10 protein-coding genes, 1 other RNA gene and 1 pseudogene are annotated in these 18,859 nt (G+C 29.7%); 9 read left to right on the top strand and 3 right to left on the bottom strand.

All coding sequences use genetic code 4. The features are described 5' to 3' along the window. The first annotated feature begins 147 nt into the window (after positions 1-147). From rpoB to VY93_RS02625, 5 genes are all read left to right on the top strand, one after another. Complete coding sequence (gene rpoB, locus VY93_RS02645; protein ID WP_026365181.1) at positions 148-3,756, top strand: DNA-directed RNA polymerase subunit beta; 3,609 nt, start codon at positions 148-150, stop codon at positions 3,754-3,756. Beyond that, positions 3,749-8,227, top strand: coding sequence for a DNA-directed RNA polymerase subunit beta' (locus VY93_RS02640; protein ID WP_020003006.1), 4,479 nt, complete (start codon positions 3,749-3,751; stop codon positions 8,225-8,227). The genes rpoB and VY93_RS02640 overlap by 8 nt, the downstream gene beginning before the upstream one ends. 74 nt (positions 8,228-8,301) lie before the next feature. Further along, positions 8,302-9,594 (top strand): glucose-6-phosphate isomerase, encoded by a 1,293-nt coding sequence (locus VY93_RS02635; RefSeq protein WP_020003005.1) that lies wholly within the window; start codon positions 8,302-8,304, stop codon positions 9,592-9,594. A gap of 8 nt (positions 9,595-9,602) precedes the next feature. Beyond that, positions 9,603-11,075, top strand: a complete 1,473-nt coding sequence (locus tag VY93_RS02630; RefSeq protein ID WP_020003004.1) for an APC family permease — start codon at positions 9,603-9,605, stop codon at positions 11,073-11,075. A gap of 58 nt (positions 11,076-11,133) precedes the next feature. Then, entirely contained in the window at positions 11,134-12,612 is a 1,479-nt protein-coding gene (locus VY93_RS02625; protein ID WP_020003003.1) for a hexose phosphate transporter, read from the top strand. Positions 12,613-12,665: 53 nt separating this feature from the next. Here VY93_RS02625 and ssrA read toward each other — a convergent pair. From ssrA to VY93_RS02615, 3 genes are all read right to left on the bottom strand, one after another. Continuing rightward, positions 12,666-13,047, bottom strand: a transfer-messenger RNA (tmRNA) gene (gene ssrA, locus VY93_RS04045). A 4-nt stretch (positions 13,048-13,051) separates the two neighbouring features. After that, positions 13,052-13,483 (bottom strand): SsrA-binding protein, encoded by a 432-nt coding sequence (smpB, locus tag VY93_RS02620; RefSeq protein WP_011283618.1) that lies wholly within the window; start codon positions 13,481-13,483, stop codon positions 13,052-13,054. Then, entirely contained in the window at positions 13,464-14,186 is a 723-nt protein-coding gene (locus VY93_RS02615) for a PQ-loop domain-containing transporter (RefSeq protein ID WP_020003002.1), read from the bottom strand. Before VY93_RS02615 ends, smpB begins: the two co-directional genes overlap by 20 nt. A gap of 215 nt (positions 14,187-14,401) precedes the next feature. Here VY93_RS02615 and rpsD point away from each other — a divergent pair, with 215 nt between their 5' ends. From rpsD to VY93_RS02585, 4 genes and pseudogenes are all read left to right on the top strand, one after another. Next, positions 14,402-15,001, top strand: a complete 600-nt coding sequence (rpsD, locus tag VY93_RS02610) for a 30S ribosomal protein S4 (protein WP_020003001.1) — start codon at positions 14,402-14,404, stop codon at positions 14,999-15,001. 7 nt (positions 15,002-15,008) lie between these two features. After that, positions 15,009-15,224: a 50S ribosomal protein L31 gene (rpmE, locus tag VY93_RS02605; protein ID WP_011283615.1), complete on the top strand. Its 216-nt coding sequence runs from the start codon at positions 15,009-15,011 to the stop codon at positions 15,222-15,224. Between the two features lie 143 nt (positions 15,225-15,367). After that, positions 15,368-17,057: pseudogene (locus VY93_RS04040) on the top strand (IS1634 family transposase). 355 nt (positions 17,058-17,412) lie between these two features. Beyond that, positions 17,413-18,450 (top strand): Dam family site-specific DNA-(adenine-N6)-methyltransferase, encoded by a 1,038-nt coding sequence (locus VY93_RS02585; RefSeq protein ID WP_020002750.1) that lies wholly within the window; start codon positions 17,413-17,415, stop codon positions 18,448-18,450. Positions 18,451-18,859 lie beyond the last annotated feature (409 nt).

Genomic DNA, 18,859 nt, shown 5'->3' with positions numbered 1-18,859 from the left:
TTTCAATTTTAATTTTTTTGTATTTTTTATAAAAAATTTTTTATTTTTTATGTTAAAATTATTTAACTTTGCTGATTTTTATAAATTTTATATATTTTGGCAAAATTTTTTATTTATATCCTAGAAATAGTCAGAGGTGTTTTTATAATGCAAAAAGACAAAAAAAATTATAAGCTTCGTAAATTTGGCCCAATCACAGAAAGACGTGATTATTCAATTACCAAGCACTCTCTACCAGTTGGAGATATTTTAGCTACAAGCAAAAAAAGTTACCAAGATTTTATCAACAAAAAAATTGAAGAACTTTTAAATGAAATTTATCCAATTGAAGCTTCAAATAAAGAAGCTAGCCTTGAATACGAGAAAAAAAGTGTTAAATTCGAGCTTCCATTCAAAAAAGCAGAACACGAAAATCTTCAAATTAAAACCTGTAAAGCTAAAAAAACAAACTTTAGCATGAAAGTTTATATAACACTTAAAAAAGTTGTTTCACAAACTGGAGTTGTTAAAAAAGAAAAAATTCTTTTAGGAGAAATTCCATACATTACTTCTTCTGGAAGTTTTATCATTAACGGTAGTGAAAAAGTTATAGTAAGTCAGTTGATTCGTTCTCCTGGTGCATACTTTGGAGTTTCTGTTAGAAACAAACAATCAGAAGACTTATTTAACAAACTTGAAATTCTTCCAAGAATTGGATCATGAATTGAAGTTTCACATAAAGTTACCTCTGCTAATTTAGATGCTATTAAGATTAAAATCGATAAAAATAAAAATATTAATATCGTTACCTTTCTAGCATCTTTTGGTCTTTTAGCCGACGATATTCGTTACCTTTTTGGTAAAAACGAAGTTCTAGAAGAAACCATTAGAAAAAATAAAACAATCGATATCACCGAATTTTCTAGACAAGAAATCATGGATCTTTGTCAGGAAAAAATCTTTAGAATCATCCGTAAAGGAGATAGAATCTCAGAAGAGTCTAAAAGATCACTTCTTTCAGGAATGCTTTTTGATAAAAAACGTTACAACCTATCAAAAACCGGTCGTTACATGCTAAATAACAAACTTTCTCTTGTGGAAAGAATTACCAATACTTATTTAGCTCAAAAAGTAGTATCGCATTTAGGAAATACCTTTGACGTAGGAACCTACGTTACTTATGAAATTGCTAAGGAAATTCAAGAATCATTCGAAGCTAAAGCTAAAGATAATAAAAGCAATCTTCATTTAGAAAAAATTCCAAATATCAACCCTGATGATGTTTACTACAAAATTAATAAAGACAATAAATCACTAAATAAAAGAATTAATATTGCCAGAATTAAAATCTGACCAACTAAGCGTGCAATGGACGCAAACGTGACTCCTTCTGAAGTTATAGGAAACGATCCTAAAGCTACTGAAGAGCATCTATTGCTATCAGATATCATCGCTGCAATTAGCTACTATTTAAATCTAACCGTAGGAATTGGTCAAGATGATGATCCAGATTCACTTATGAATAAGAGAATCGTATCAGTAGGAGAGCTTCTTGAAGGTGAATTAAGAATTGCTTTATTAAAATTAGAAAAAGCAACTCGTGAAAGAATGGGTGCTAAAGAGCCAGATAAAATTACCGCGAAAAATGTTACAAATAATAAGCTTATAACTAACCAAATGAAGACATTTTTCAACACTTCAAAACTAGCTCAATTCATGGATCAAATTAATCCTTTAGCTGAAATTTCAAATAAACGTAGAGTTACATCCCTAGGGCCTGGTGGACTAAATCGTGACACTGCACAATTTGAAGTTCGTGACGTGCATTCAACTCACTATGGAAGAATTTGTCCAATTGAAACTCCTGAAGGACCCAACATAGGTCTGATTTTAAACTACGCCATTTATTCAACCGTAAATGAGCTTGGATTTTTACAAACTCCATACTATAAAGTTAACGATGGAGTAGTAGATTACAATGACGTTAGATATCTAACATCATACGAAGAAATCGGTTATGCTTTTGCTCAATCTTCAGTTCATGTTAATGATAAAAATGAAATCATTGATGAACAAATTACCATTAAAAAAGACTATAACTATATCATTGGTTCACCAAAAGATATTGACTTTTTAGAGGTTTCTTCTAAACAAATAGTATCCGTTGCTGCTGCTGCAATTCCATTTTTAGAAAACAACGATGCTAACCGTGCACTTATGGGATCAAACATGCAACGTCAAGCAGTTCCTTTAATTGAAGCAGAAGCTCCGCTAGTAGCCACCGGTATAGAAGCTGATATTGCTAAATTTAGTTCATATAACATCGTAGCTAATAACGATGGTGAAGTAATTTACGTGGATGGAACTAAAATTCAAGTTAGAACCGCTAAAAAAATCGATACATATAATCTTAAAAACTTTGAAAAATCTAACCAAGGAACAATTATTCAACAAAAACCTATTGTTAAAGTAGGAGACCACGTTAAAGAAGGTGATTTATTAGTTGATGGATCTTCATTTAAAGATGGAGAAATGGCGCTAGGGAAAAACCTTCTAGTTGGATTTACAACATGAAATGGATATAACTTCGAGGATGCGATTATTATTAACGAGCGTCTTGTTAAAGATGATGTTTTAACATCGATTTATATCGAAGAGCAAACCATTCAATTTAGAATTTCAAAATCAAGTGAAGATATCATGACTCGTGATATTCCAAACGTTTCAAAATACTCAATGAGAAACCTTGATGAATTTGGAATTATTAAAGTCGGATCAGAAGTAGTAGCTGGCGATGTATTAGTAGGAAGAATTTCTCCTAAGGGAGAAGAAAATCCATCTCAAGAAGAAAAACTTCTTAATGCAATTTTCAACCAAAGACCACAAAACTATAAAGACACTTCTTTAAAAGTTAAAAACGGACACAACGGAACTGTAATTCACGTTGAGGTTTTAAGCCGTGAAAATGGTGATATTTTAGAAGACGGACTTGATTCAATTATTAAAGTATATATCGCCCAAAAAAGAAAAATTAAAGTCGGTGATAAAATGGCAGGTCGTCACGGAAACAAAGGGGTTATTTCAATTATTCTTCCAGAAGAAGATATGCCTCACTTAGAAGATGGAACACCGCTTGATATTATGCTAAATCCTCAAGGTGTTCCTTCTCGTATGAACATCGGTCAAGTTTTAGAAATGCACCTTGGAATGGCTGCTAAAAAATTAGGCACAAAATTCGTAACTCCTTCTTTTGATGGTATTAAAAAAGAAACCATAGAAGATCTGCTTCAAGAAGCAAATCTTGATAAATCAGGAAAACAAGTAGTAATTGATCCTATTACTGGTGAAAAATTTGACAATCCAATTTCTGTTGGAGTTATTTACATGCTTAAACTTAACCACATGGTTGATGATAAAATGCATGCTCGTAGCGTTGGGCCATATTCACTTATTACTCAACAACCTCTTGGAGGAAAGAGTCAAAATGGTGGACAAAGATTTGGGGAAATGGAAACATGAGCGCTTGAATCTTATGGAGCTTCAAATATCTTGCAAGAAATTCTTACCTATAAATCAGATGATATTTATTCAAGAAATTTAGTTTATAAAGCGCTAGTTAATGATAGTGCTATTCCTAACCCTGGAATGCCTGAGTCATTTAACGTTTTAAGCAACGAGCTTAAAGGTCTTCTTATGAAGCTAGGAATTACCGAAACTGAAAGCAATAGCGACGAATTAATTCAACACTTTGATCATTTAGGAGTAGAACATGAGTAATACATTTTCAAAAAATAACGTAAAAAAAATTAAACAAATTTCATTATCACTAGCTACTAATGAAGATGTTTTATCATGATCAAATGGTGTTGTTTCAAAACCTGAAACTATAAACTATAAAACCTATAAACCAGAAAAAGATGGTCTTTTTGATGAAATAATTTTCGGACCAGTTACTGATTTTAAATGTCCTATTTGCTTTACAAAATACAAAAAAAGTGACGAAAATACAATTTGTAAAAGAACTACATCTTGTGAAAAAATTCAACCAAAAATTCTTCCTAAAATTTCAAGAAGAAGCAGAATGGGTCATATTGCACTAAATAATCCTGTAGTGCACTTTTGATTCTTTAAAATTAACCACTCTACTATTTCAAAATTATTAGGACTCAAAGTAGCCGGAAGCAATAAACCAGTTACCAAAAGTGATTTAGAAAAAATTATTTACTATAAATCACATATCGTGCTAGAAACCGGTGGATTAAAATCACTACAAAAAAATACCATAATCGATATTAACGACGCTGCCGATATTTACGCTGGCGCTTTAGAAGAAATTCTAGAGTTCAATAAAGATAATAAAGATGGCTACGAAGAAATTTTAGATACACTAAATGATCTAAAAGAATATGCCGCTTCAAAAACCGGTCAAGACTATGGAATTGACTTCTATGAATACAACGAAATCATTGAAGAATATTCTCAAGCAAAAATAGGAACCGGTTCTAAAGCTATTGAATATTTACTTAAAAATATTGATCTAGAGAAAGAATCTAAAGAAATTCAAGATGAAATCGATACCATTAACGATCAAAATAAATATGAAATTTCATCATCTGAAGCTCTTAAAAGAAATAAGCTTTACAAACGTTTAGCAATTATTAAATCATTTTTAAAATCAGGACAAAAACCTGAGAATCTTTTAATTTACAATCTTCCTGTTATTCCAGCAGATTTACGTCCTTTAGTTCAACTAGATGGTGGAAGACACTCAACTAGTGATATCAATGAGTTATACCGTAGAATTATTATTAGAAATAACCGTCTTGAAAAATGATACGAATCAGATGCTCCTGTTTTAATTAAGCAAAATGAATTCCGTATGCTTCAAGAAGCCGTTGACGCACTAATTGATAACTCACGTAAAAAACCAGGGCCAGTTACTTCAAAAGATGGTCACCCTTTTAAATCTATTTCAGATGCTCTTGTTGGTAAAAAAGGTCGTTTCAGACAAAACCTTTTAGGAAAACGTGTTGACTATTCAGGTAGAAGTGTTATTGTGGTTGGGCCTCATTTAAAAATGTATCAAGTGGGAATTCCTAGGGATATGGCCGCTAAGCTTTTTGAGCCTTGAATTATCAATAGAATAATGAAGGAAGAAGAAGGAATTAATTCAGTGAAAGCTGCTAAAAAATTAGTAGACTCACTTAATCCTATCATTTGACCTTATGTAGAGCAAGTTTTAGAAAATCGTCCTGTTTTACTAAACCGTGCTCCTACACTTCATAGGCTTTCTATTCAAGCCTTTCAACCTGTTTTAATTAGAGGAAAAGCTATTAAAATTCACCCTCTAGTTACAACAGCTTTTAACGCTGACTTCGATGGGGACCAAATGGCTGTTCACGTTCCTATTTCTAAAGCCGCCGTTAGAGAAGCGCAAGAATTAATGCTAGCTTCTAAAAATATTTTGGGGCCTAAAGATGGAGAGCCTATTATTAACCCATCTCAAGATATTATTTTAGGTCTATATTATTTAACAATTGAAAAAGCTAACCAAAAAAATGAAGGTAAATTCTATCCTTCATTTAACGAAATGATGCTAGCTTATGAAAACAAATACATTAATCTAGCAACTAGAGTAGTGCTTCCTGTTAGCGCTCTTAAAAAAATTAGCATTCTTCAAAAAACAGATGCTCCTTATATTTATTCAACCGTTGGTAAATTTATATTAAACAACGCCTTTCCTAGAGATTTTGATTTTGTTTTTGGAAAAAGAGTTACTGAAAAATTAACAAGCACCAACGAGCATGGCGAAGAAGTAGTTAGCCTTAAAACTAAAATCGATACTTCTGAGCATGACATTAAAAGATACGTATTTAACTATGGAGATAACTTCACAGCTAAAATTAAAGAAGCAGATGTTAATCTTCCATTAAATAAAAAAGAAATCGCTAAAATCGTTAGAAACATTTACGAAAAATACGTTCCGATTGTAAATATTGAAGATATTTCACAAGTAATTAATAAAATTGATAAAACTCAGCTAGATAAGCTTCACGAGCTATGCTCTGAGCTTAAAGACTTTAACGGAAACAAACTAGAAGATAATAGAATTCATCTAGAACTTCTTGTGCGTTTAATTAAAGAAGAATTTCTTAAAATCCAAGATCAATATTTTGCCAAAGATGAAGAATCTATTTTTAACCACCAATATTGAGAGTTAAAACATTACACAAAGCTTTTAGAAAGAGTTTGATTTAGATATTCAAATTATGTTTCTACTGTTTTAGATGTAATTAAAGATTTAGGATTTAAATTCTCAACTAAATCTGGAATTACAATTTCAATGAATGACATTGTAACTTCAAAAACTACTAAAGAAAGAATTAAAAAAGCTGAAGAAGAAACTGAAACTTTAAAAGATTACTTCAAAAAAGGATATCTAACCGATGACGAAAGATATACCTTAACAATTAAAAAATGATCAGACGTTAAAGAATCAATTGAAAAAGAACTTAAAAAAGTAGTTGATTCTAACTTAGATAACCCGCTATTTATGATGCTTTCATCAGGAGCTCGTGGAACTTATTCAAACTTCACTCAGCTAGCTGGTATGCGTGGACTGATGAATAACAACACCAAAATTCTTAAAGCCGATGCTGAAAACGATCGTGTTGTTAGATCGATAGTTGAAATTCCAGTTAAATCATCATTTTTAGATGGACTAACCGCTTATGAATTCTATTCATCAACCCACGGGGCTAGAAAAGGGCTAACCGATACCGCGCTTAATACCGCTAAGTCAGGATACTTAACCCGTCGTTTAGTTGAAGTTGCTCAAGGTGTTGTAATCCGCGAAGAAGACTGTGGAAGTGACTATGGTTTTGTAGTTAAAGACATTAAAGACACCAAAACTAACACCATTATCGAATCACTTCAAGAAAGAATCGAAGGTAGATTTACCGCAGTTCCAATTTATGATCAAAACGGAAAATTAATAGTTAAAGAAAGCGAATTAATAACTCCAGAAATAGCTAGTGAAATTGTAGTTAAAGGAATTACCAAAGTAGAAATTAGATCTGTTTTATCATGTCATACAAGAAATGGATTATGTAAAAAATGCTACGGTAAAGATTTAGCAACCAATAGAATAGTAAATATTGGAGAAGCCGTTGGAGTTATAGCCGCGCAAAGTATAGGTGAGCCTGGAACTCAGCTAACCATGCGTACCTTCCATACCGGAGGGGTTGCAGGTGGAGAAGATATAACCGGTGGATTTGGTCGTTTAATCGAACTTATCGATGCATATGACCAACCATGAGGAACTCCTGCTGAAATTTCAAGACACTACGGTAAAGTTAAAAAGATCGAAACCCAAAAGAATAAAAAAGGTAAAGAAAGCGGTCAATTTAACATTTCAGTTGAATACTTTGATGAAGATGGAAACAAACAAACTCATCAATACTTAGTTAAATCAAGTCAAAGACTTCGTGTAAAACAAGGTGATGAAGTTGTTGCTGGACAAAAACTTTCAGAAGGACCTATCGTGCTAAACGAGCTGCTTGAATCAGTAGATACCAGAGCGGTTCAAAACTATATTCTTAAAGAAGTTCAAAAACTATACCGTCTTCAGGGAATTGCAATTGCCGATAAATATATTGAAATTATTATTCGTCAAATGCTTTCAAAAATTTCAATAATCGATCCAGGAGATTCAAGTTTCTACTCAGGATCTCTAGTGGATACTTTTGTATACCAAAAAGAAAATGGAATTCTACTTTCACAAGGTAAAAAACCTGCCTATGGTGTGGTAAAAATTAAAGGAGCAAAACAAACTCCGCTACTAAGTGATTCATGACTAGCGGCAGCATCATACCAAGAAACTGCAAAAATTTTAGTTGATGCCTCTATTGCAAAAAGAACTGATAATTTAGAAGGACTAAAAGAAAATATCATTATTGGATATAAAATTCCAGCCGGAACTAATTCCAATTTCGAAGAAAATGGAAAATATAACCTTAAAGAATTTTCAAGTTACTTCCCTAATAAATACGATTCAACTCCAGAGCTAAAACTAGAAGAAATCACCGATGAAAACATCGAAGAAGAATTCGATTATTTAAAAGAAAACACTATCTCAGAAGAAGAATTCGAAAACCTAGATGACGATACTATGTATCACTTAGAAACTAGTGATGAATTCGAAGATGAATCTTTTGGTGAAGATGACTTTGAATACAGCGAAGAATAATCTAAAAATTTGAAAAAACGAAAAAATAGCTATTTTAATGGCTATTTTTTTTATTTTTTTGTATAATAGCAACTATGAGTTCAAGTTATTTAAAACTAGATTTTAAGTTAAAAAATCAAGTAGTGCCTTTTGAAAGTTATCAAAAGCAAGTAAGTCAAATTCACAATGCTGTTAAAAGCAAATCAGTAGAAGAAAAAGACTGACTTGGTTGACTTAATTTAGCTAGCGATTACAACAAAGAAGAATATGCCAAAATGGAAGAAAAGGTAGCGCAATGACTTAAAGATAAAGTTGAAGTTGTTGTAGTTATTGGAATCGGTGGATCATATCTAGGAGCAAAAACCGGATATGAATTTATCTTTGGTAAATATTCAATTAAAAAACCACAAATGGAACTAGTTTTTGCCGGAAATGATATTTCAGCTGAAACTTTAGTTGCAAAGCTAAACTACGTTAAAGATAAAAAGTTTGCAATTAATGTTATTTCTAAATCAGGAACAACTCTAGAGCCATCTATTGCCTTTAGAGAATTTAGAAACCTATTAGAACAAAAAGAAGTTAATCCATGAGAATATATAGTAGCTACCACTGATAAACAAAAAGGAGTTTTATTTGAACTAGCTACTGCTAAAAAATACACCAAATTTGTAATTCCAGATGACGTAGGAGGAAGGTTTTCAGTTCTAACTGCAGTAGGACTATTTCCTTTCTTATGTGCTGGAATTGACGCTAAAAAAGTTCTAGAAGGCGCACGCCAGATGAATAAAGAATTATTTAGCGAAAATGTTATGGAAAACGCTGCCTATAAATATGCCGTTGCAAGACACTATTTACATAAAGAAAAGAAATACGCAGTTGAAATTTTTGTATCTTATGAACCAAAACTAAGATACTTTGCCGAATGATGAAAACAACTCTTTGCCGAAAGTGAAGGTAAAGACGGAAAAGGTCTTTGACCATCATCAGCGATATTTTCAACTGATTTACACTCACTAGGCCAAATGATTCAAGATGGACCTAAAATTTTATTTGAAACTGTATTAACTTTAGAAAATCCAGCTTATGATATTACATTTAAAGACAATGTAATCGACTATGATAAGCTTAATTATCTATCAGATAAAAAACTTTCTGAAGTTAATAACGTGGCATTTAATGCAACTATGGAAGCACATAGCGATGAAGGAAATGTTCCAAATATTTCTATGCTATTTAAAGACTTTAGTGAAGAAACTTTAGGAGCGCTATTTATGTTCTTCATGCGTGCCGTTACCATGAGCGCTTATCTTCTTGGAGTTAATCCATTTAATCAACCTGGAGTTGAAGTTTATAAAAAGAATATGTTCTTTTTACTTGGAAAAAAATAATTTAAGCAATGATATCTAAAAACAAAAAATATTTATCTGCAAAATATTTTGCATTTTTTACAATAAACTTTGTTGTCGGATTTGGATTTATTGCAACAATTTTTAATGTATTAGAAAAGAAAGTTTATGGTTTTGTAGTGCTTGCTGCAGCTAGCTTTATCGCCTTTGGTGTGCTGCTAGTATTTAGCCGGCTTTCAGATACCTATAAAGAAACCTATGGTGGATCTTATGCCTATTCAAAAGATTTAATGTATGAAATCGATTCGAAGGGCAATAGAGTTTTAGGAACTAAAAAAAGCCACCAAGTTTATAAGCATTTAACTTTTTTTACCGGTTGAACGCAATTTATTCAAGGGCCAATTTTATCGGCTACTTCACCTATATTTTTAGTTGCTATATTAGAACCATTTTTTAGAAATAGCGATGGAACTAGCAATGAAGTAACTATTAATATTATTAGAGGTGTTTCATTTTTAGTTTATATTATTTTAATTTTAATTACTACTTTTGGACTTAGAATCAACAGGTGAGTAGTTCTAGCGGCTGCTTCTGTAAAGTGATTAATTTTATTATTCTCACTAATTTTAGGAGTATATCTAATTTCTCAAGGAAATATTTACTCAAGCAATCTAACCTTAACTAAAAGCGATGAAGAAAAAATTAGTTTTTATTTAGTTATATCATCAGTTCTTACCTTTATGTATGCATATGGAGGAATTGAAGGAGTTTCTGCAATTTCTAAAGACGTTAAAGCTAAAAGCTTTAGAAAAATTCTTATGTATTCATTTGTATTTATTTTTGTATTCTACGTGGTGTTTTACTTAATACTACTAGGAATTAAAACTGAATACAATGGACAAAAAATAGATCAAATTAGAAACATTTTCTCAGCTGTATGAGGATTATCTGGTGCCGTATTTTTTGCGGTAGGAATATTCTTCCAACAAGTTTCATCTAAAATTTCAGGAACTGTTACTGTTGCTCGTAGCGTAGCTCCAATGGCTGAAGATAAATTTCTGCCAGTATCACTTGCTAAGACAAATTCAAAAAATGAATTTAAAAATGCAATTTGATTTTCAACTGCTATTACCATATTTTCTTTAGTAATTTTTTATGTAATACCTTTAGTTTTAAAAGCTAACGGTTATGAAGAGCCATCTTCATATTTATCACAAGTAGTAAACATTGGAACCATTCCATTTTTAGTGCAATATTTATTAACCTTTATAATTGCATTTATTCTTGAACATAAAAAAAGAATTACTAAAATTCCACTTTGAGAAAAAATAATTTACGTTTTAGCTTCAATTGCAATTATTGTAGTTTTAGCGGTTTATATTTTCCCAGTTATAGCTAATGAAAAATGAAGCGCAAGCAATACTATAACCTTAGTTTCATATTCAGGATTTACTCTGCTTGGTTATGTATTTTATTTTGCAACTAGAAAATACTACAAAAACAAAAAACTTAAAAATAATTAAAGCTATAAAGAAGACTTATAAAAAAGTCTTTTTTATTTTTATAGTATAATTAAAATATATGAGGCTTTATAAAAGAGTTAAAGAATTATTATTGCCGACACAATTAATTGATAAAAATCTAAATATAAAACTTGGATTTATAATGTGATCGCTACTGATATTTTCATACGCATTATTTGTCGTTAATTGAGGATTTGTAACCGGTCTTAATGGACAAGGTGGAAACGATCCTGGAATTCTTAGCTCTTTTTTTAAAGATGGCGACAAGCCTAGCTCTTTTGAAGTTCAAGCCACCAATTGAGCCATCACTTTGGGCAGAGGATTTGGTTCTATTTTAATAGGCTGAATGATAGTTAAATTTACTCACAAAAACTCAGTTGTAATTGCGCTTAGTTTGTGTTTATTTGCTATTCCTGCACCATATATGCCTAGCTATGCGCTTTTTGTTATTTTTAGAACCATTTTTGCAATTGGTGGATCTACTTTAATGATTTTATTTCAGCCATTGGTTACCGCTTATTTTAAGCAGAAAACCAAAGGAATGCTTTCATCATTTTCAACTTGAGGATATCCGATAGGAGCTATTATAGTTTTAGTTCCTTTCGCTTTTAATATCGAAAGCGCAAAGGTAGTAAGAAGCCACTGGCAGCTTATATTACTGATAAGTTCATCGCTATATTTAATACCTTTGATTTTATATTTAATATTAGGACAAAGATTTGATTTATATAGATCTTATGTAATTTCTTTAAAAGAAAAACATTTAAAGGAATTAGTTGCTAAAGGACTAGATTACCAAAGACCAACTATTAAAATGTTTCTTCGCAAAAAATCAACTTATAAATGAGCGATTTTTTATGGATCATGACTTATTGCCGTAACTCTTCCATTTGTAACAATTAGAGATCAGCTACCTAATTTAGTTTTACAAATTTATAATCACAAAGACGTTTCGATTAAAGAAATAAGAGCGCTAGCGCTACCGATCATTGCTCTTTGACTTATTTTATTTAATGGTGCTATTATTTTAGCTCCTTATACAGTTGGGCTTTGAAATAGGTTAAACGCTAGAAGAAAGCCTTTTATTATTACCATTTTATTAATTGGAATATTGCTATGAATTATTTCGATACTTTGTTTTATTTTTTTAGTAGGACCTAATTTAGATAAAAATGCAATTAATAAAAATATAATTCCATGAAGCGTTTCTATTCCGTTTTTAGTTCTTGGTTTTTTTGCAGGACTATTGCTATGAGGAATTCAAGGAGTATTTTTAAATAATCCTCATGAAATACCTGAAAATACATCAGAAAAAATTGCAATGCAATTTGGTTTTATTTGAGGATTTGGATATTTCTTTTTTACAATGCTTTTGATTATAATCTCGCTTCTAGAAGATTTTACTAATCATAATCTAGCGCCTTGATTATGATTTTCTCTTACTATTATTTTTACAATAATAGCCCCAATAACTTGGTATTTTATGAGCGAAACAAAGCCAGATGCGCCACTAATTCCAAAGCGAAAAAACCAATAAAAAAAATTATGCTTTTTGAAAGGGCATAATTTTTTTTATTGGTGAAAAACATATGGTGGAGATGAGGGGAGTTGAACCCCTGTGCACACTTAAATCCAATTACACGTCTACAGTTTAGCTTATTAAGTTAAATAATAAGCAATAGTGAATTAACTTTTATTTAGGAAAATATTTAACATTAAGCAGCCTAAATTAATTACTTAATGCGAGCCTTTAAACCTATTTTATTACTAAGGCAAATAATAAAACAACTAGATGCAAAAACTATGCGTATGCTAGATTTGAATTAAATGTGTATAAAGAAGGAGAAAACTCTTGAGTTACTTCTTCTACTTGTGATTGTTTGTTTCCGTTTAAGAAAGCCTAGTGGCATTATAGTCTGCCAAACTACTGCAATGTAATTTTCTCTAAATATGGCGAATCCGGTACATCCCCATATTTAGAATTTTAATATTTTTTTTAATTTTTTTTCTACTTCTTCTTTTTTAAGTTTTTCTCTTTTGTCGTATTTTTTAAGCCCGCGACCTAAAGCTAGCTCTACTTTGATAAGTGAATTAGAATTAAAATAAATTTTAGTTGGAATTAAACTTAAATTTTTTTGAAGTTCTTGTTTTATTTTTAAAATTTCTTTTTTGTGTAATAGAAGCTTGCGATTTTTGGTTTCTTCAACTTTAAGAAGCATATATTTTTTAAAGTAAGACTCTTTTAAAAACACTTCATCTTTATAAATACTGCAATATGCATTTTTTAGCTCAACACTAGATGCCCGAGCTGATTTAACTTCTCATCCTTCTAGCTTGATTCCTGCTTCAAAGGTTTTTAAAATTTCATAATTTCTTTTAGCGTTTTTATTAGTTGCTATTATTTTCATGTTTTTTTCTATATTTATCTTTTTGTCTGAAGTATCTATCGTGAAGAGTAAAAGTAAGTTGAGATGAAAATAACACTAAAGAAATAGATTGTCAAGTTAAAGCACCATATAAATTAATTAGATCAAAGTTACCATCAAGTTGTTCTTTTCTAATTAATAAAGATCAATATGAAATTCAAATAAAGTTATTTATAACATAAAGCGCATACATTCAATATGAAACGCCTTGTCATTGTTTGGTTCTTATTGAGTATATATATTGCGGAATAAAAGCTAGCGTAGTAAAAGCAGGAGCTACTAGCGAAAATATTAAAGAGACTTTATCGCTTACCCGAAATTCTTTAATTGCAAAATGTAGCGCCGCAAAAACAATGGCCACCACAAAAGTTAGTAAAATAGAAAAATTAGCTCAAAAGAATTTTTTACTAGTACGATTTACGTCATATTTATGAAGGTAATACATTCCAGCTCCATTGATAAACAATGAAGATCCATCGGCTGCTATTACGTTTCATGTATCTGATTTATTTAGTGACCCATAAATAACTCAAAGCACTATTCCAATATGCGCAACTCAAAAAGAAAAAAAGTTAACGTGCTTGGCTTCTTTTTCTTTAACAACTTTAATTAATTGCGGCAATGAAAGCAGTAAAACTGAGATAATTGTCATTCACTGAAATACTAGTAAAGCATCTTTTAACATAGATATTAATTATAAATTATTTATTATAAAAAACTCTGTTAAAATTATAAAATTTAGTAAAATTAATAGGCATAATTCAGCAGGCTACTACTAGGAAATTAATATTTACATGCTTTAATGCAAATTGAAAGTATAAAAAGCTGTAATTTGAAATCATTGAGTAAATATTAACCCTAGGAAGCAGTCTTACTCTTTTATGCAGAAAAGAGGAAACAATGTCACGTTACACAGGACCTTTGTTTAAAAAATCACGTCGTTTTGGTTACTCTATCTTAGAAACAAATAAAGAATTTTCAAAAGGTAGAAAAAGAACCTACGCACCTGGTCAACACGGTAATAAAAGAGTAAAGCTTAGTGATTACGGGCTTCACTTATATGAAAAACAAAAAGTTAAATTAGTTTTTGGAGTTTCAGAAAAACAACTCCTAAAAACTTATAAAAAAGCTGTTAAATCAAAAGAAATTACCGGTACTGTTTTACTTCAATTACTTGAAAGTAGATTAGATAATTTAGTTTACAGAGCTGGTTTTGCTACCACAAGAAGACAAGCAAGACAGCTAGTAAATCATGGTCATTTTACAATCGATGGTAAAAAAGCAAACATTCCTTCAATGCAAATTAAAACTGGAACAACAGTTGTATTAAAAGAAACATCAAGAAAATTAAAATTAGTTCAAGAAGCGCTAGAAATGCAACCAGCATCTGCTTGAGTTACAAGAAAAGATTTTCAATTCACCTTTGATAGAGTTCCTGAAAGAACTGAAATGCATAAAGATATCAAAGAAGCATTAGTGGTTGAGTTCTACGCAAAATAGGAATAATATGAAAAAAGATCTTCACCCACAATACTATAGCGTTGCTGTTAAATGTGAAACATGTAAAAATGAATTCACATTAAAGTCAACCAAAAAAGAATTTAAAATTGATGTTTGTTCAAAATGCCACCCAGTTTACACTGGAAATAGATCACAGGCAAAATCAACTGGAATGATTGAAAAATTCAACCGTCGTTTAGCAAAAAAAGACCAACAAAAATAATTCAAAAAAGCCATTATTGGCTTTTTTATTTTTCGTTTTTTTAACCTGAGTTTCCAAGTTGGAAGCTCTTTTTTATACCTTTTACCTTATTACTTATATACATAGTATATAAGTACATTTTTTAATTATTTTAATTTTTTACAATGATTACAATGATAATAATTTATAATATAAATATGAGTAACTACATTCTGTATAAAAGAAAAAACCCAAAAGAAATTTACATTGCATTAGGAATATCAAAAGGATACGGTAAAGGGATTGGTAATTTAGTTGGATTAGGTTATTGAGAAGAAATTAAAGAAAAATATTCTCTACAAAACATCGATAATTTAAAACAAATTGCTAGATTGGTCCCTGTTTCTAAAGATAAAATTGAAGTTAAAACCAAATTTTTTCAATTGCTTAACCCGACATCTGTTGAAACAAATGTAAAAAACGTTGGTATTGAATTGATTTATAAAGTAATTAAAGAACTAGATTTATTTAAAAGATTACCGAAAACTAAACACAAATCTTTAGAAGAAGTATTGGAATTTATTGTTGCAACAAGAATAATTCAACCAAGAAGTTATATTTGTCAATACAAAAACAAAAATGACTTTTTACATAAGATAGATATAAAAAAATCTTCAATTTATAACTATTTCGATACTTTTTTAGAATATAAAAATGCAATTTTAGTCAATATTTATAACAAAATGCAAGAATTGACAACTAGAAACGCAAAATTAATGCATTTTGATAATACAACTATTTATTTTCAAAGTTTTTCAAGAGATGCTTTGAGACAAAGAGGTTTTTTCTAAAGATGGAAAGCATGATGAAGATCAAATTGTTGTGGTTATGGCAGTTGATAATAATGGCATTGCTTTTCACTATAAAGTTTTAAAAGGAAATACTACAGATTCTAAAACTCTTGTGAAATTTTTAATCGAAATGCAAAGAATTTACAAAACAAAAGACATAATAATTGTTGCTGATAAAACTATTAGTCAAAATGCGAATTTAAGATATTTAGAACAAAAAGGATATAAATATATACTTCAGAAACGTATTGATATTCTTGGAAAAGAAGATAAAGCATTTATAGTAAATAAACAAGGCTTTGTTCAAGAAAATGAGTATTTTACTAAATCTAGATTCGTTTAATCTATTTGAGCTAAAAACAAAAATAAAAAAAGAGATAGCGATACATTTAGAAAACAATTTGTCTATTTTAGCCCTTCAAAACAAACTTTAGACAAAATAAAAAGACAAAATCTTATTAATAAATTGAAAAAAAAGTCTATTAAAGGTGAATTGCCATTAAGTGCTTTGGCTTCTGAATATAAGAAAAAGTATATGGATGTAGATGGTAAAACAGTAGCAAGATTAAATATTGAAAAAATTAAAAAAGTGGTTAATGAAAATGGCTTTTATATAATTGAAACGAACATAACAAATTTAAATTCAAAAAAAGCCAATGAAATATATAATAGACAATGAAAAGTGGAAGAAAGTTTTAGAAGCTTAAAATCAGCAATCGAAGTTAGACCGATATACGTTTATAAAGACGAGCATATTCAATCTCATGTATTTTTATGCTTTTTGTCTCTAATTGTTTTGAAATATTGCATTTATAAATTAAAGAAGTTTTATAAAGATAATGAAGAGATCCAAAAACTGACAATGAATATGTTTATAGATGCATTGAAACTTATAACAATCACAACAAAGACTGTCAATGGTAAAATTGTAAGTGAAATCAAGAATAATTTAGACCCAGAACATAAGCAATTAAACAAAATATATAGTGATTTTCAATATGCGGTTAATGGTCTATCATTGTAATTTAAAAGCGCAAAAAACGAATACACCTATAAATAAGGCGTATTCGTTTTTTCTTCATTGCAACTTGGAAACGCAGGACGAGTTTGATTCTCGTATTTGACACCATATAAAACAATGGTTTGATATGCTTATAAAGGCTATTCAAACCTTTTTTTATGCTGGAATTGGCAAAAATTAGTAGTTATTTTATATATTCAGCAAATTATATTAGCATTATATTATTAACCTATGAAGTTTTAGTTGTCGATTTTTCGTAAAAAACTTTTTTATCTAAAGACATAGCTTTTAATTCTATTTCTAGTAATAATGTGTAATTTAACATACTTTTATTATATAATTTGGTAAAGGTAATTTTATGCTTAAAGAAATATTTGGTAAAAAGATTAAACAATTAAGAATTCAAAAAGGAATGTCTCAAGATAAACTTTCAATCTTAAGCGGAATTGATAGACCACAAATTTCAAAAATTGAACAGGGCAAAATTAATGTGACTCTAGAAACTATCGAAAGAATATCTATTGCATTAGGTGTTAAGTCATCGAAACTTTTAGATAATAAAACGACACTCCGCCCTTTTGTTAAATGGGCAGGCGGAAAAACTCAACTTTTAGATAAGTTGTATTCATTAATGCCTAGAAAATTTAACAATTATTATGAACCATTTGTTGGCGGTGGCTCTTTTTTCTTAAGTTTGGCTCCAACAAAATCTGTTATAAATGATTTTAATAGTGAATTAATCTGTGCATATAAGTGTTTTCAAAATGAAAAATTATATAATAAATTGATAAATGAATTAATTAAACATGAAAAAAATCATTCAGAAGAATATTATTATCAAATTCGTTCAAAAGATAGAGAAACTAATTTTTTAAATCTACCAATTTATGTTCGTGCTGCCAGAATGATATATCTAAATAAAGCTTGTTTTAATGGTTTATATAGAGTTAATTCAAAAGGTTTATTTAATGTTCCTTCAGGAAAAAAAACAAAAGTAACAGTCTTTGACAAAGATAATTTTAAATCATTGAAAAAATATTTTACAAACAATGATATTACTATTTTAAATGACGATTTTACTGAAGCAGTTAAGAAAGCCAGAAAAGGTGACTTTGTATATTTCGATCCTCCTTATGACACAATAGAAAATAAAAAAACATTTACTTCATATTCAAAAAATAATTTTGGAAAGAATGAACAAAAAAGACTTGCAAACATTTATAAAGAACTAGATAGTAGAGGTGTTAAGGTTATGCTAAGTAATCATAACACTGCGTTTATTAATGAGTTATATTCGAAATTTAAAATTCATATTGTAAATGCAAAAAGAATGATTAATTCAAAAGCAGATGAAAGAGGAAACGTAGAGGAGGTTATTATTACTAATTATGAATAAATCTTATTTTTATCTATAAATAATACTTTTGTTCTTTATAATAGCGAATCATTTAAACTATTAAAATAATTTAAAAAGTGTTGATATGATTTTGCTTACCCAACATATTTTTTATCAAAATCCCATTTTACTCTGGAAATAAGTATCAGTTAATAAAACAGACTTAGATAAAATTTTAGCAATTCATGATAAAACAAAAATTAAATAGAAAGTGAATAGAGACTTGCAAAGAAATTTTAAAAGATGACGTTACATTTAGATTAGCGGTGTCTTTCATAATATTTATTGTATCGGAGTTTTCCTAAAACTAAAAGTTTTTTCAATAATAAACAATATTATTTGAATTAGATCAAATATTGTATCAAATTTAGCGCATAAATGTTTTATTAGTTTAATTTCCGAAACGATT

The sequence above is a fragment of the Mycoplasmopsis synoviae ATCC 25204 genome (assembly GCF_000969765.1).
Classification (GTDB): Bacteria; Bacillota_I; Bacilli_A; order Mycoplasmatales; family Metamycoplasmataceae; genus Mycoplasmopsis; species Mycoplasmopsis synoviae.
Note: the sequence above shows the minus strand (reverse complement) of the source record. Positions and strands in the feature narration are given on the sequence as shown.